The sequence below is a fragment of the Halostella limicola genome (assembly GCF_003675875.1).
In the GTDB taxonomy this organism is placed as follows: Archaea; Halobacteriota; Halobacteria; order Halobacteriales; family Natronoarchaeaceae; genus Halostella; species Halostella limicola.
Genome location: NZ_RCDI01000003.1, coordinates 116,862 through 131,376 on the forward strand (window position 1 = coordinate 116,862; position 14,515 = coordinate 131,376).

A 14,515-nucleotide genomic window follows, 5' to 3' on the forward strand; every position below is an offset into this window, starting at 1 on the left:
GTAGTGCGATCGGTCAATGATGACACACGGGTGGTCCTATCAATGACGATGGAGGATCGCATCGAAGAGCTCCGCGAACTGCGCGCGGAGGCCGAGAAAGGCGGCGGCGAGGCGCGCATCGAGTCCCAGCACGAGAAGGGGAAGATGACCGCCCGCGAGCGGATCGAGTACTTCCTGGACGACGGGACGTTCAACGAGTTCGATCAGTTCAGGACGCACCGCTCGCACAACTTCGGGATGGAGGAGAAGCAGATCCTCACCGACGGCGTCGTGACCGGCTACGGCGAGGTGAACGGCCGGAAGGTGTTCGTCTTCGCCCACGACTTCACCGTGTTCGGCGGGTCGCTCGGCGAGGTGTTCGCCGAGAAGATCACGAAGGTGATGGACATGGCGATGGAGGTCGGCGCGCCGATCATCGGCCTGAACGACTCCGCCGGCGCGCGCATCCAGGAGGGCGTCCAGTCGCTCGCCGGGTTCACGGAGATCTTCCACCGCAACCAGAAGGCCAGCGGCGTCGTGCCGCAGATCTCCGGGATCATGGGGCCGTGCGCGGGGGGCGCGGTGTACTCCCCCTCGATCACGGACTTCATCTTCATGGTGAAGGACACGAGCCACATGTACATCACCGGCCCCGGCGTCACGAAGACGGTCACCGGTGAGGACGTCACTCACGAGGAACTCGGCGGCGCGATGACCCACTCCTCGGAGACCGGCGTCGCGCAGTTCGCCTGCGAGGACGACGAGGAGGCGCTCGACCGGATCCGGCGGCTCCTCTCGTATCTCCCGCAGAACAACGTCGAGGACCCGCCCCGAGTCGAGCCGTGGGACGACCCCGACCGCCGCGACGACGAGCTAAAGCAGATCGTCCCGGACAGCCCGCAAAAGCCCTACGACATGGAGAACGTCGTCGACTCGATCGTGGACGAGGGATCCTTCTTCGAGGTGAACGCCAACTTCGCGAAGAACATCCTCGTCGGGTTCGGCCGGCTCGACGGCCACTCCGTCGGCGTCGTCGCCAACCAGCCCCGCGTGAACGCGGGCACGCTGACGGTCAACTCGTCGATGAAGGCGTCGCGGTTCGTCCGCTTCTGCGACTCGTTCAACATCCCGATCGTCACGTTCGTCGACGTGCCCGGCTACATGCCCGGCACGGACCAGGAGCACCGCGGGATCATCCGCCACGGCGCGAAGCTGCTGTACGCCTACAGCGAGGCGACGGTGCCGCTTCTGACCGTCATCACGCGGAAGGCCTACGGTGGCGCGTACTGCGTCATGGCGTCGAAGCACCTCGGCGCGGACGTCAACTACGCCTGGCCGACCGCCGAGATCGCCGTCATGGGGCCGCAGGGTGCGGTGAACCTGCTGTACGACGACGAGCTGGAGGCCGCCGAGGACACCGAGTCGCTCCGCCAGGAGCTCATCGAGGAGTACCGCGACGAGTTCGCCAACCCGTACACCGCGGCCGACCGCGGGTTCGTCGACGACGTGATCGAACCGACCGAGACGCGGCCGCGGCTCATCCAGGACCTGGAGATGCTGCGCTCGAAGCGCGAGGACCAGCCGGACAAGAAACATGGTAACATCCCGCTCTGAGGCGACCGCGGAGGAGGCCGACGGCGAGGTGCCGGACCTGCTCCCGGACGACGTCTCCGTCGACATCCCGAACGACGCCTCGACGCAGGAGGCGGCGGCCATCGTCGCCGCGGTGGGCGCGCACCTGCACGACCGCGACCGCGCCGCGGCGGCCGCCGCCGCCGACAGCGAACCGACCTGGGAGGGCAAGCGCTGGCGGTTCGCCGGCCGCGTCGAGGCGACGCAGGGCGCGCGCGACCGCGTCCCCGCGAGCGCGCCGACCGACGAGTGGACGGCCACCGGCCGGACCGACCGGTTCTGAGCGGCTCGGCCGCGCCGACCGACGAGTGGACGGCCACCGGTCAGCGGCGCTTTCTCGCGCGTAGCCGCACCTCGCCGGGGTCCAGCGTGACGTTCATCTCCGGGTCGACGGTCTCAGTCACGCGATCGAACTCGACACGCCGGGCGAGCGTCGCCATCGCGAGCTTTAACTCCATCGTCGCGAAGCGCATCCCGATGCAGTGGCGCGGGCCGCCGCCGAACGGGCAGAAGGCGTACTCCGGACGGGAGTCAGAGCCACCCGCGGCGTCAGCGTCGCTTCCGTCGTCGGTCCAGCGGCCGGGCCGGAACGACTCGGGGTCGTCCCACCAGCGTTCGTCCCGGTGGACGCCGTAGATCGATAGCTGGAGCGTCGCGTCAGCGGGGATCCGATACCCCCCGAGCGTTGTCGTCTCGCGGGGTTCGCGGTAGACGGCGTAGACGGGCGGGTAGAGGCGGAGGGTCTCGCGGACGACGCTGTCGAGGTACTCCAGTTCCGGCAGGTCCGCGACCGTCGGGTCGCGGTCGCCGAGGACGGCGTCCAGTTCCGCGTCGAGGCGCTTGCGGACGTCGTCTCGACCCGCGAGCAGCCAGCACGCGTAGGTGAGCGCGGTCGCCGTCGTCTCGTGGCCGGCGAAGAGGAAGGTGACGAGCTGGTCGCGGACCGTGTCGTGGTCCATCGTCGTCCCGTCCGGGAACTCCGCGTCGACCAGCGTCGACAGGAGGTCGTCTCCCGTTCCGTCGCGCTCCGCGATCAGCGTCTCGACGAGGTCGTCGAGGGCCGCCGTCGCGCGGTCGTGTCGCCGCCTGCTCGGCGTCGGCACCCACTCCGGGAGGAGCGTGTTGACCCCCATCGCGTCGACGTACTCGCGCAGCGCCGCGGCGAAGTCCCGGACCGCCCGGCCGCGCTCCCCGCCGAGGTCCACGTCGAACAGCGTTCGGGTGAGGATCCGGAGCGTGAGCGACGCGAACGCCTCGTCGGCGCGCACGACCTCCCCGTCGGCCCACCTGTCCGCGGTCGCCGCGGCGAGGTCGACCATCACGTCCCCGTAGGACCGGACGCGGTCCGGGGTGAACGTCGACTGGAGGAGCGTGCGCTGGCGCCGCCACCGCTCGCCCTCCGTGAACGCCAGCCCCTCAGGGGCGATCAGTTCGCCGAACGCCCGCTCGTACTCCCCCTTCCAGAACTCGTCGTTCCGCGAGACGAGCACCGCTTCGAGGAGGTCAGGTCGCGAGACGGCGACGAACGTGGTGCCGAACGCGTCGTACGAGACCACGTCGCCGTACTTCCCCAGCGACTCGGCGAACGCGACGCCGTCGCGGGTCGCGCGGAACGTCGAGCCGACGACCGGGAGGCCGTTCGGCCCCGGCGGGAGCGGCGCGTTCTCGGGAGAGACGCCGTCGTCGGAGGCCTCGCTCGGCGACTGCCGCTCGCTCCGCGGTTCGCCCTCGCTCGCCGGTGGGTCGGTGGACGCCATCACGTGGACGTTGCCGGCGCGTCGCCCTCGGCGTTGCCGCGAAGTACTGAGCTTTTTTATATACGGCGGTCGCCCGTACGCTCGTGCAGTCGCTCGACGCCACCGTCTACCTGCCCGAGTCGATGCGGTTGCCCTCGCCGGAGGGGGTCGACGTCGAGGAGGCGTTCGTCCGCGAAGAGCTGCTGACGTGGAACGTCGACGAGTCGCGGGACGTGGTCTGTTTCCTCTCGCTCGTCGTCGGGGAGCGGGCGACATGCCGCGAGGCGCTCGCGGCTATCGACGCGGTGCGGTCGTTCGACGTCGCGCCGGTGGACGGAGACGCGTTCTACGCCTACGTCGAGATGGCCCTCAGGCCGGCCGACCGCGCGCTGTTCGAGACGCTCGACGGGCGACGCGTCGTGGTCGTCCCGCCGGTCGTGTTCGGCCCCGGCGGCGAGGTGGCGATGACCGTCCTCGGCGAGCCCGGGGAGCTCCGCGAGGTCGTCGCGAGCCTGCCCGACGGGGTCGACGTCGAGATAGAGCGCGTCGGAACGCACCGCGGCCTCGCCGGGTCGCTCGCCGGTCGGCTCACCGGCCGCCAGTTCGAGGCGCTGTCGGTCGCCCGCGAACTGGGCTACTACGAGGTGCCGCGCGAGGCGTCGCTCGCCGAGGTCGCGGCCGCCCTCGACTGCTCGGAGAGCACCGCGTCCGCGTTGCTGCGCAAGGCCCAGGCGTCGCTCGTCGACGCGGCGGTCGGTTGGTGACGGGCCTACGTCGATCGCCCGCGCATCGGACGCGTCGTCGCCACGGGCGGGGGAGTTGCGAAAAAGTAAGGTACCCGCCTATTGAGGCTTCGTGTAGGAATGTTCAGGAAGGTTCTGGTCGCGAACCGCGGTGAGATCGCGGTTCGGGTCATGCGGGCGTGCGAGGAACTGAACATCGGCACGGTCGCCATCTACAGCGACGCCGACAAGAACGGGGGGCACGTGCGGTACGCGGACGAGGCGTACAACGTCGGACCCGCGAAGGCCAGCGAGTCCTACCTCGATCAGGAGGCGATCATGGAGGCCGCGCGGAAGGCCGACGCGGACGCCATCCACCCCGGCTACGGGTTCCTGGCGGAGAACGCCGAGTTCGCCGAGCGCGTCGAGGAGAGCGAGGTCACGTGGATCGGCCCGGCCAGCGACGCGATGGAGCAGATGGGCGAGAAGACGAAGGCCCGGAAGGTGATGCAGGAGGCGGACGTGCCTATCGTCCCCGGGACGACCGACCCCGTCACGGACGTCGAGGAAGTCACCGACTTCGGCGACGAACACGGCTACCCGATCGCCATCAAGGCTGAGGGCGGCGGCGGCGGCCGCGGGATGAAGGTCGTCCAGAGCGCCGACGAGGCCGAGGAGCAACTGGAGAGCGCGCGCCGCGAGGGCGAAGCGTACTTCTCCAACGACTCGGTGTACCTGGAGCGCTACCTGGAGAACCCCCGCCACATCGAGGTGCAGATCATCGCCGACAAACAGGGTAACGTCCGTCACCTCGGCGAGCGCGACTGCTCGCTCCAGCGCCGCCACCAGAAGGTCATCGAGGAGGGGCCGAGCCCCGCGCTGTCGGACGAACTCCGCGAGAAGATCGGCGAGGCGGCCCGCCGCGGCGCGGACGCGGCCGGCTACTACAACGCCGGGACGTTCGAGTTCCTCGTCGAGGAGGAGGACCGGAGCGGCGACGAGCTCCTAGGCCCGGACGCAAACTTCTACTTCCTCGAAGTCAACACGCGCATCCAGGTCGAGCACACCGTCACCGAGGAGATCACGGGCATCGACATCGTCAAGGAGCAGATCCGCGTCGCCGCGGGCGAGAAACTGGAGTTCTCCCAGGACGACGTGACGTTCGACGGCCACGCGATGGAGTTCCGCATCAACGCGGAGAACGCGGCCAACGAGTTCGCCCCCGCGCAGGGCGGCGACCTGGAGACGTACGACCCGCCGGGCGGCATCGGCGTTCGGATGGACGACGCGCTCCGGCAGGGCGACGAGGTCGTCACCGACTACGACTCGATGATCGCGAAGCTGATCGTCCACGGCTCGGACCGAGAGGAGTGCATCTCCCGCAGCCTCCGGGCGCTTCGTGAGTACGACATCGACGGCGTCGTCACGATCATCCCGTTCCACCGCCTGATGCTCACCGACGAGCGGTTCACCAACGGGACGCACACGACGAAGTACCTCGATGAGCAGATCGACAAGAGCCGGATCGAGGAGGCCCAGAAGCAGTGGGGCCCCGAGGACGTCGGCGGTGGCGGCGACGAGGACGAGGAGGTCGTTGAGCGCGAGTTCACCGTCGAGGTCAACGGCAAGCGCTTCGAGGTCAACCTCGAGGAGCGCGGCGCGGCGCCGATCACGGCCGCGTCGGGCGGCGGCGGTGGCGGCGCAACCGCGCAGCGCCCCGAGTCCGCGGGGTCGAGCGGGGACTCGGGCGGCGGCACCGAGATCACCGGCGAGGGCGAGCAGGTCACCGCCGAGATGCAGGGGACCATCCTCGAAGTGAACGTCGAGGAGGGCGACGAGGTCGCCGCCGGCGACGTCATCTGCGTACTGGAGGCGATGAAGATGGAGAACGACGTCGTCGCCGAGCAGGGCGGCACCGTCACGCAGGTCGCCATCGGCGAGGGCGACAGCGTCGACATGGGCGACGTGCTCGTCGTGATGGACTGAGGTCCCGAACCTTTCTCCGGCGGTTCACCACTCCGCGACGCTGCCGTCCTCGTGGCGCCAGACGGGGTTGTGCCAGTTCACGTCGCCGGCGCGCTCGCGGACGACCGCTTCGTCGATCTCGACGCCCAGTCCGGGGCCGTCCGGGAGGTCGACGTACCCCTCGTCGTACTCGAAGACGCTGGGGTCGGCGAGGTAGTCGAGCACGTCGCTGGTCTCGTTGTAGTGGATGTCGAGGCTCTGCTCCTGGATGAAGGCGTTCGGCGAGCAGGCGTCGACCTGGACGCAGGAGGCGAGCGCGATGGGGCCGAGCGGGCAGTGCGGGGCCATCGCCACGTCGTAGGCCTCGGCCATCGAGGCGATCTTCTTCACCTCGGTGATGCCGCCCGCGTGCGAGAGGTCGGGCTGGATCACGTCGACGACGCCCTGTTCGAAGATCTCCTTGAAGTCCCACCGCGAGTACATGCGCTCGCCGGTCGCGATCGGCGTCGAGGTGTGCTGAGCGATGTTCGGCAGCGCCTCGTTGTTCTGAGGGAGGACCGGCTCCTCGACGAACATCGGGTCGTACGGGTCCAGCGCCTCGGCGAGGCGCTTGGCCATCGACTTCGCGACGCGGCCGTGGAAGTCGACGCCGATGTCCACGTCGTCGCCCACCGCCTCGCGGACCTCGGCGATGCGGTTGACGGCCGCCTGCACGGCGGCGGGGGAGTCGACGCGCTCCATCTCGGGGGTGGCGTTCATCTTCAGGGCGGTGAAGCCGGCGTCGACCTTCTCGCGGGCGGCCTCGCCGACGTCGGCGGGGCGGTCGCCGCCGACCCACTGGTAGACGCGGATGCGGTCGCGGGCCTTGCCGCCGAGCAGCTCGTAGACGGGCGCGCCGAAGCGCTTGCCCTTGATGTCCCAGAGGGCCTGATCGATGCCGGCGATGGCGCTCATGAGGACGGGGCCGCCGCGGTAGAACCCGCCGCGGTACATCGTCTGCCAGTGGTCCTCGATGGCGGCGGGGTCCTCGCCGAGCAGGTAGTTGTCCATCAGCTCCTCGACCCCGGTCCGCACGGTTCTGGCGCGCCCCTCGACGACCGGTTCGCCCCAGCCGACCGTCCCGTCGCTCGTCGTCACCTTCAGAAACAGCCAGCGCGGCGGCACCTCGAACAGCTCGTAGTCGGTGATCTCCATACCGGCGCTTCGCGGGGGCACCCTCTTAGAGTGGTCGGTTCGGGGCGGCGCGGCCGCCGGCGTTCGGCGCTACTTCGCGTCTGCGACGGCGTCGGCGAACGCGGACGCGCGTTCCCGGAGCGCGTCGTAGTCCTCCGCGGCGACGGCCTCGTCGTCGACCAGCGAACTGCCGACGCCGACGGCGACGGCACCCGCTTCGACGAACGCCTCGACGTTGTCGAGCGAGACGCCCCCGGTCGGGACGAGCGGGATCTGTCCGAGCGGTCCGCCGATGCTCGCGACGTGGTCGGGGCCGAGACTCGCCGCCGGGAACACCTTCGCGAGGTCCGCCCCGGCCTCGAACGCCCGGACGGCCTCCGTCGGCGTCGCGACGCCCGGCGCGACGGGCGCTCCGTAGCGGTTGCACGTCTCGACGACGCCCTCGTTCAGCGACGGCGTGACGACGAACTCCGCGCCCGCGAGGAGGGCCGCCCGGGCGGTCTCGCTGTCGAGGACGGTGCCCGCCCCGACGAGCACGTCGTCGCCCATCGCGCCGGCGACGTCCTCGATCATGTCCAGCGCGCCCGGGGTGTCCGCGGTCACCTCGATCGCGGTGACGCCGCCGTCCCGCAGCGCCGCCGCCACGTCGACCGCCTTCTCTCGGTCGACGCCGCGCATGATCCCGATCACGCCGCCCTCGACGATCCGCCGCGTCCGGTCGTACCCGTACTCGTCAGCCATGGGGTTCTCGCGATGTACTGTCCCGGCGCGGGTCTTAAGCGCCGCGGTACCGACGACGACGGGAGACGTGGCGAGCGACGGCCGGCCGGAAACTCTCACCGACGCAAAAGTTTACGTCCCCGCGGTCGTGGCACAGCACATGGAGAAAGTGGCCATCGACGAGGTCGAGAACCAGGTGAACCCGATGAAGGTCCACAGCGTCCGGCGGCCGGTGTCGCGCGAGCTCGGGACCGAGGAGTTCGCGATGAACTACTTCGAACTCGAGCCGGGCGAGTCGTTCTCCGGCGGCCTCCACGCGCACCACGACCAGGAGGAGGTGTTCTACGTCGAGGAGGGGACGGCGACGTTCGAGGTGGGCGTCGACCGCGAGGAGGTCGAGGTCGACGCCGGCGAGTTGATCCGGTTCCCGCCCGGCGAGTTCCAGAAGGGGTACAACGGCGGCGACGACGGCGTCGTCGGGTGGGCGCTGGGCGCGCCCGGCGCGAGCCACGACTGGGACGAACTGCAGTCGCGGGCCTACTGCCCGGAGTGCGACGAGGAGACGACTCAGGACGTGGACATGGTCGAGGGGCAGTTCGCGCTCACTTGCACTGACTGCGGGAACGAGCAGGGCTGAGGACGGGCCGCCACGCGGGGAACGGCGGGCGACCGGCGGACCGCCCCGTCGCCCTCGTTTCGGTAGGTTTTCCGATACCTTGAACTGCGAGGAGGCGAGTCAGTCACGGAAACAGTTCGGCCGCCGCCGTCAGTCGCGACCGTCGACCGCCGGGCGGCGGACTCCGAACGCGGATCTCTCGTGACACGGAAAGACCCCCGTCCTCGCCCGTCGGACGACCTCCCGTTCGCCGTCCGCGTCGGCGAGACCGACGCACTGTGGGAGACCGCGAGCCGTGCGCGGACGCCGCGGCACCTCCTGGTCACGCCGGTCCGGCTCCACCGTCGGAACGTGAAGCGGCGGCTCAGGGAGGCCGCCCGCCCCCGGAGCGAGTTCGCGTTCGCCCGGCTCGTCGACGTCGCCCGCGACCTCGCGGGGGCCGCGCGAAAGGAGACCGACGCGGAGCCGACGACGGAGACGCTCGACCGCATCGACCGGCTCGCGCTCACCCGCCGGGTCCTCCGCGACGAGGCGTTCCCGAGCGAGCCGCTGGCGAGGGTCGTCGGCGCACCGGCCGCCGACCACGCGGAGCGGATCGAGCGGGCCCGAACCAGTCTCGGGATGGTGACCGGGTACCACCCCGATCGACTGGACGCGCTGCGCGCCGTCGCCGAGGAGACCGGCGGCGCGGCGGGCGACGACGCCCGCGACCTGCTGGAGGGGCTGGTCGCCCTGCAGGCCGCGCTCGGCGAGCGCGCCGACGCGGCGGTCTCCGAGACCGAACTCCTGCGGGTCGCGACCCGACATCTGGCCGCGACGCCGGCCGTCTGGGAGGCGGCGTATCCCGAGATAGAGACGCTGTCTGTCGCGGGCGTGAGCATGCTCACCGCGACGGTCGAGGACTTCCTCCGGACGGTGAGCGTCCGGACGGCCGTCGACGTCTCCCTCTACCTCAGGGCCGGATCCGGGCCGGCCATCGCCGACCAGCTCCGGCGGGCGGACGCCGCGTTCGATCCGGGGGTGGACGTGTCGTGACAGGCGGCGCGGCGGCGATAACCCCCGGCGTCCCGACGTTCGCGCTGTCGACGCGCACCAGGGCCGCGGAGGCCCGTGCGGCGATGGCCGTAGTGGCCGGGCTCGTCGACCGCGGCGTCTCGCCGAGCGACGTGACCGTGGTCGTCCGGGACCTCGACCCGTACGAGGAGCCCCTGTCGCGGGCCGCGGACCGGTACGGCGTCAGGCCGAACTTCTGGATCCAGCTCCGGCTCAAGCGGACGCTGCCCTACCGGCTGCTGGTCGCCGTCCTCGACCTCCTTGTCGCCCGCGAATCCGGTACGGTGCCGGCCGACGCGCTCCTCGACCCGCTTCGCTTCGAGTGGGTGCCGCCCGTCGAGCGTGGAGGGACGGGCTGGACCACCGGCCCCGGTGATTCCGACCCGGACGCAGGGTGGCCGCTGCCGGCCGCGACGGTCGCGGCGCTGGCCCGCAGCGTCGACGGCGAGCGTCGCGGTATCGACGCCTGGCGTGACCGCGTCGCGGCGGTCAGCGACGCTGGCGCACGGTTGGGCACCTACCTCGACTGGCTCGACGGGCTTCCGGCGCGGCCGGACCCGGACGACGTCCCGGTGGCGGTCGTCCCACTGCTCGACGCCTACCGGGAGCGCGTGCTGCCGGCGCGGCGGGCGGCGGACGACGCGACGTACTCGGAGACGGCGCGGACGGCGAGGGCGCTCGCGCGCCTGCACGACGGCGACGAGGGTCTCGTCCCCGAACTCGCGAGCAAGTACGGGTCGTGGCTCGACGCCGACTACGGCGAGCGGTCGTGGGCGACGGTCCGGGACCTCTGCGACGCGCTCGCGACGACCGTCCCCGGGCGCCGCGAGTACCCGGCCGCGCGGTCGGTCGACGTGATGGAGGCCAACGACGTCTGGGGGCTCGACCTCCCGTACGTCGTCGCCGGGGGGCTGGTCGACGGGGAGTGGCCGCGGCCGCCCGAGAGCGCGTTCCCGGCGCCCTTCAGGGAGCGACTGCGCGGCGCCGACGGGGCGGCGAGGAACGTCCGCCCGCGGTCGGGCTGGACCGAGGGCCGCGAGTTCGACCAGTTCGCGGACGCGGTCGCCGCGGCGAGCGAGGCCCTCGTCGTCACCCGCCACGAGTACGACGCGGACGGCGTCGAGCGCCGCCCGTCGCCGTACCTGCGGGCGCTCGATCCGACGCCAGTCGACCGGCCGGCGGTCGGCGAACTGATCGCCGACTGTCGCCTTCCCCCGCGACTGGCGGCGACCGCGGAGGGGGCGTCGCGATGAGCTTCGATCCCGGCCGAGAGGCCGACGACGCCGTCCCGACCCCCGACCTCCCGCGGCTCGACGAGACGCAGCGCCGCGTCGTCGACGGGTTCTGCACCGCGGACGCCGGCCTGTTCGCGATGGACAGCCACCCCGGCGCCGGGAAGTCGACCGCGACCGGGAAGGCGGCCGCGCGCCTGCTGTGGGAGCGCTACCTCGGCGGCGACCCGACGCCCGAGCGCCGGCTCCTCGTCACCTCGTTCGGCAGGGACGACGCCGCGGTCCTCGTCCCGGACGTCGTCGACTGGCTGCGGGAACTGTACCACCGCGGCGAGACGCCGACCGACGAGTCCGCGACGCCCGAGGACGTGCGGACGCTCGAACGCCGCCTCCGGCGGGACGGGACCGTCGGCACCATCGACGGCGTGCTCCGGTCGGTGTTCGGCGAGATCGCCGGCGCGGCCGGGTTCGACGGCATGCCGACCGTCGGGAACGAGGCGCTGCTCGCGCGGCTCCGCCGCGACTGCTACGACGACCTCGCCGACGACCCCGAGCACGGTCCCGCCGTCAGCGCGCTCGAAGCGGCCTATCCTGCGGGACGGTACGACGCCGGACTCCGCGAACTTCTCCGGGACGCGCTCGAAACCTGCCGACAGCGGCGGCTCTCGGTCGACGAGTTCCGCGACCGTCTCCGCACTGCGGTGGCGGAGGCCTACCGGGGCGGCGACCCCGGTTCCGTCGAGGCGATACGGGACTCGGTGCGGCGCTTCCGCGACCGGGACGCGGCGGACCGGCTGGACGAGCTGTCGACCGCGGAACTGGACGAACTGACCGCAACCGACCGCGATCTCCACGACTCGTGGGTGCGGTGCGTCGACGACTTCTGCGAACTCCTCGGGGCGTACCGCGAGCGCTACGACGAGCGCTGCCGGGACCGCGGCGTGATCTCCCACACCGACTGCGCGCACTGGGTCGACCGGTACTTCTCCCGCGGGGGCGACGACCCGGCCCGCGAGCGCGTCAGGGAGCGGTTCCACACCGCCGTCCGGAGCGTCGTCGTCGACGAGGCGCAGGACGTCTCGACGGTCCAGCACGCCGCGCTCTCTCACCTCGTCACGCCGGAGATGCGTGTCCTGCTCGTCGGCGACCGGAAGCAGTGCGTCTACGCGTGGCGGAACGCCCGCCCGCAGCTGTTCGAGGCCGCGGTCCGCGACGGCGACTACTTCGGGGTCGACTGGGACGACCACGTCGCCGAGCGGGCGACGCGGAACTACCGCTCCCGGCCGGACGTCGTCGGCGCGATCAACGCCGTCGCGACCGAGACGCTCCCGGACCCGGCGCGCGGGAGCGTCGGCGCTCTGGACGTGGAGTACCCGCCGCTCCGGCCGACGCTCTCGGCCGACGACGGGGCGAACGTCCACGTCGCGCAGTTCCGCCACGGCGGCACCCCCGGCAGCGAGCCGTGGGTGACCGACGACGGCGGCGAGGCCGATGCGGTCGCCGCCCTCCTCGCGGGGGGCTTCGCGGACGGGACCTTCGAGACGCCGGGACCGGACCCGCCCGGCGTCACGCTCCTGTTCCGCCGGACGAAGCACATGGACGACTACCGCGCGGCGCTCGAGGCCCGTGACATCAGCGTCGGCAACGCCCGCGTCCCGCTGTTCGACACGCCGAGCGTCCGCGCGGCCGCCGCCGTCCTCGACTGGCTCGTCAACCCGACCGACCCCGAACGGACCCGTGACCTCGTCACCGACTCGCCGCTCGCCGCCGGCCTCGACGCCGACCGGTTCCGGGGAGCCGACTGGGACGTCGCGGCCGTCGCGGCGGAACTCGACGACGACGGCGCGTCGGCCGAGGATTCCGACGACGCCGCGTCCGGCGCGGCGCGCGTCCTCTTCGGTCTGCGCGAACTGGCGAGCGACCTGCCGCGGCGACGCGCCGAACCGGCCGCGGTCGTCGCCCGCCGGGTCGTCGACGCGCTGGCGCTGGAGCGGGACCCGCTCGGCCTCGACTCCGGGACGGACCGCGCCCAGCGAACGGCGACGCTCGACGCGTTCGTCGCGACCGTCGCGGAGTGGGAGGGGGACGACCGCGTCTCGCTCGACCGACTCGTCTCGCTGCTTTCCCCGTTCCTGGAGTCGCCGAGCGAGGGCCCGGTCCGCCCGCTCGTCGACGACGACGCCGACGTGGTGCTCAAGACGATCCACCAGATGAAGGGGGACCAGGACGAGGTCGTCGTCCTCGCCGACCCGGCGTCGTCGGTCGGCGCGCACTCCAGAGGGAGCGACCGCCTCGTGACGGCGGGCGACGGGGTCGGGCTGGCCCCGCCGACGAACGTCGACGCCGGCGACCCGCCGTCGGTCCCCGGCTTCGACAACGGCCTCTACGACCCCGACGCAGACGAGGGCGGCGACGCCGGTCTGCGCTGGACGGCCGAGCACTGGCCGGGGGGCGGGAACGACCTCGTCAACGACCCCGTGCTCCGCGACGCCGCGGCCGAGCGCCGCGCGGAGGAGTGGCGGCTCCTGTTCGTCGCCCTGAGCCGCGCGCAGCACCACCTCGTCGTTCCGCTTCCGGCCTCGCGTCCCCGGTGGTCCGCCCGGGACAACTGGGCCGCCGTCCTCTACGACGCGTTCGACCTCGACCGGGGCGCGCCGGGGGCGACCCACACCGCGACGCTCGACGAGGACGCCGTCGCCGACGCGGCGGCGTCCGACGGCGAGGCACCGGACCGCTCGTTTTCCGTCGCCGTCAACGACGTGGCGTTCGCCGAGCGCGTCGACACCGGCGCCCGCGACCGCGCCGTTCCGCCGACAGCGCGGATCGTCGGCCCCGAGGAGTCGTGGACCCCGCGGTTCGTCCGACCGAGCACGTTCCGCCCGCTCGTCAGGAACCCGGCCGAGCACGCCGTCGACCACTTCATGGGCCGCGCGCTCCACACCGAGACGGACGCCCCGACCGTGGACCTGCCGTTCGACGCGCTCGGCCCCGACGCCGTCGGTCGGCTCGCGCACGACGTGATCGGGGCGTTCGCCGGGACCGACCTCGCGGACGCGGAGCTTCGGCCCGGAGCGGACCCGGTCGACGACGTCCTCGACCGCGAGCTCGACTACCACGCCGACGACGCCGCGCCGGCGGAACGCCGAGCCGTCCGGGAGTACCTCGAACGTACCCTCGTCCCGCAGTTCGCCGACTCTGGGCTGCGCGACCGCCTCGAACGCGCCGAGGCCGTCTACCGCGAAGAGCCGCTGGAGGGGCTGGCGACCGTCGGCGGCGTCGAAGTGGAGGTCCACGGGCAGGCGGACTTCCTCCTCCGGTTCGCCGACGGCTCGTGGGCCATCGAGGACGCCAAGGTCGCGCTCGCGGACGACGACGCCGCCGAGGCCCGCTACCAGCTCCAGCTCGCGACCTACGAGTGGGCGTTCCGCCGGCAGGTCGGGAGGGATGCGACGGTCACCAGCCGCCTCTCCGCGTTCGGCGTCTCGACGGGTGCGATCGAGTGCTCACTCAACCCCGCCGCCGTCGAGCACTGCCTGCGGCAGTTCACGGAGTGAGCCGGGTTCTGTAACGCGCAGAGAACTTCCCAGACGGTGCGAATGCCCCCTACGACCGCGTTTCCGCCGTTCAGCGGCCCGTTAACCGTCAGCGTTCGACGAGGTACTACGGTCTCCTGTCTCTTGAGAGAAA

Annotated in this window: 11 protein-coding genes; 8 read left to right on the top strand and 3 right to left on the bottom strand. The window is 71.9% G+C overall.

Going from position 1 to position 14,515, the window contains the following annotated elements:
* The first annotated feature begins 48 nt into the window (after positions 1–48).
* Both D8670_RS13885 and D8670_RS13890 read left to right on the top strand, forming a co-directional pair.
* Positions 49–1,593: an acyl-CoA carboxylase subunit beta gene (locus D8670_RS13885; RefSeq protein ID WP_121819288.1), complete on the top strand. Its 1,545-nt coding sequence runs from the start codon at positions 49–51 to the stop codon at positions 1,591–1,593.
* Complete coding sequence (locus tag D8670_RS13890) at positions 1,574–1,894, top strand: DUF8022 family protein (protein WP_121819289.1); 321 nt, start codon at positions 1,574–1,576, stop codon at positions 1,892–1,894. Before D8670_RS13885 ends, D8670_RS13890 begins: the two co-directional genes overlap by 20 nt.
* 40 nt (positions 1,895–1,934) lie before the next feature.
* On the opposite strand, the gene D8670_RS13895 is transcribed toward D8670_RS13890, so the two are convergent.
* Positions 1,935–3,368, bottom strand: a complete 1,434-nt coding sequence (locus D8670_RS13895; RefSeq protein ID WP_121818725.1) for a cytochrome P450 — start codon at positions 3,366–3,368, stop codon at positions 1,935–1,937.
* An 83-nt stretch (positions 3,369–3,451) separates the two neighbouring features.
* On the opposite strand from D8670_RS13895, the gene D8670_RS13900 reads away from it, so the two are divergent.
* Positions 3,452–4,111 carry a helix-turn-helix domain-containing protein gene (locus D8670_RS13900; protein ID WP_121818726.1) on the top strand — a complete coding sequence of 220 codons (660 nt, stop codon included), beginning with the start codon at positions 3,452–3,454 and terminating at the stop codon, positions 4,109–4,111.
* A 99-nt stretch (positions 4,112–4,210) separates the two neighbouring features.
* Positions 4,211–6,055: an acetyl-CoA carboxylase biotin carboxylase subunit gene (locus D8670_RS13905; RefSeq protein ID WP_121818727.1), complete on the top strand. Its 1,845-nt coding sequence runs from the start codon at positions 4,211–4,213 to the stop codon at positions 6,053–6,055.
* Between the two features lie 24 nt (positions 6,056–6,079).
* Here D8670_RS13905 and dgoD read toward each other — a convergent pair whose 3' ends face one another.
* Together dgoD and D8670_RS13915 are read right to left on the bottom strand one after the other, a co-directional pair.
* Entirely contained in the window at positions 6,080–7,228 is a 1,149-nt protein-coding gene (gene dgoD / locus D8670_RS13910; protein WP_121818728.1) for a galactonate dehydratase, read from the bottom strand.
* Between the two features lie 69 nt (positions 7,229–7,297).
* A complete protein-coding gene (locus D8670_RS13915; protein ID WP_121818729.1) occupies positions 7,298–7,948 on the bottom strand; it encodes a bifunctional 4-hydroxy-2-oxoglutarate aldolase/2-dehydro-3-deoxy-phosphogluconate aldolase in 651 nt (216 codons plus the stop codon).
* 139 nt (positions 7,949–8,087) lie between these two features.
* Here D8670_RS13915 and D8670_RS13920 point away from each other — a divergent pair, with 139 nt between their 5' ends.
* From D8670_RS13920 to D8670_RS13935, 4 genes are all read left to right on the top strand, one after another.
* Positions 8,088–8,564 carry a cupin domain-containing protein gene (locus D8670_RS13920; protein WP_121818730.1) on the top strand — a complete coding sequence of 159 codons (477 nt, stop codon included), beginning with the start codon at positions 8,088–8,090 and terminating at the stop codon, positions 8,562–8,564.
* 180 nt (positions 8,565–8,744) lie between these two features.
* Positions 8,745–9,578: a hypothetical protein gene (locus tag D8670_RS13925; protein ID WP_121818731.1), complete on the top strand. Its 834-nt coding sequence runs from the start codon at positions 8,745–8,747 to the stop codon at positions 9,576–9,578.
* Entirely contained in the window at positions 9,575–10,849 is a 1,275-nt protein-coding gene (locus tag D8670_RS13930; RefSeq protein ID WP_121818732.1) for a PD-(D/E)XK nuclease family protein, read from the top strand. The genes D8670_RS13925 and D8670_RS13930 overlap by 4 nt, the downstream gene beginning before the upstream one ends.
* A complete protein-coding gene (locus D8670_RS13935) occupies positions 10,846–14,382 on the top strand; it encodes a UvrD-helicase domain-containing protein (RefSeq protein ID WP_121818733.1) in 3,537 nt (1,178 codons plus the stop codon). The genes D8670_RS13930 and D8670_RS13935 overlap by 4 nt, the downstream gene beginning before the upstream one ends.
* The last annotated feature ends 133 nt before the right edge of the window (positions 14,383–14,515 follow it).

Bases quoted from the DNA above. Each gene is read 5' to 3' on its own strand.
- D8670_RS13915 (WP_121818729.1), bottom strand. From the start codon at position 7,948: ATGGCTGACGAGTACGGGTACGACCGGACGCGGCGGATCGTCGAGGGC.
- dgoD (WP_121818728.1), bottom strand. From the start codon at position 7,228: ATGGAGATCACCGACTACGAGCTGTTCGAGGTGCCGCCGCGCTGGCTG.
- D8670_RS13895 (WP_121818725.1), bottom strand. From the start codon at position 3,368: ATGGCGTCCACCGACCCACCGGCGAGCGAGGGCGAACCGCGGAGCGAG.
- D8670_RS13890 (WP_121819289.1), top strand. From the start codon at position 1,574: ATGGTAACATCCCGCTCTGAGGCGACCGCGGAGGAGGCCGACGGCGAG.
- D8670_RS13905 (WP_121818727.1), top strand. From the start codon at position 4,211: ATGTTCAGGAAGGTTCTGGTCGCGAACCGCGGTGAGATCGCGGTTCGG.
- D8670_RS13885 (WP_121819288.1), top strand. From the start codon at position 49: ATGGAGGATCGCATCGAAGAGCTCCGCGAACTGCGCGCGGAGGCCGAG.
- D8670_RS13935 (WP_121818733.1), top strand. From the start codon at position 10,846: ATGAGCTTCGATCCCGGCCGAGAGGCCGACGACGCCGTCCCGACCCCC.
- D8670_RS13920 (WP_121818730.1), top strand. From the start codon at position 8,088: ATGGAGAAAGTGGCCATCGACGAGGTCGAGAACCAGGTGAACCCGATG.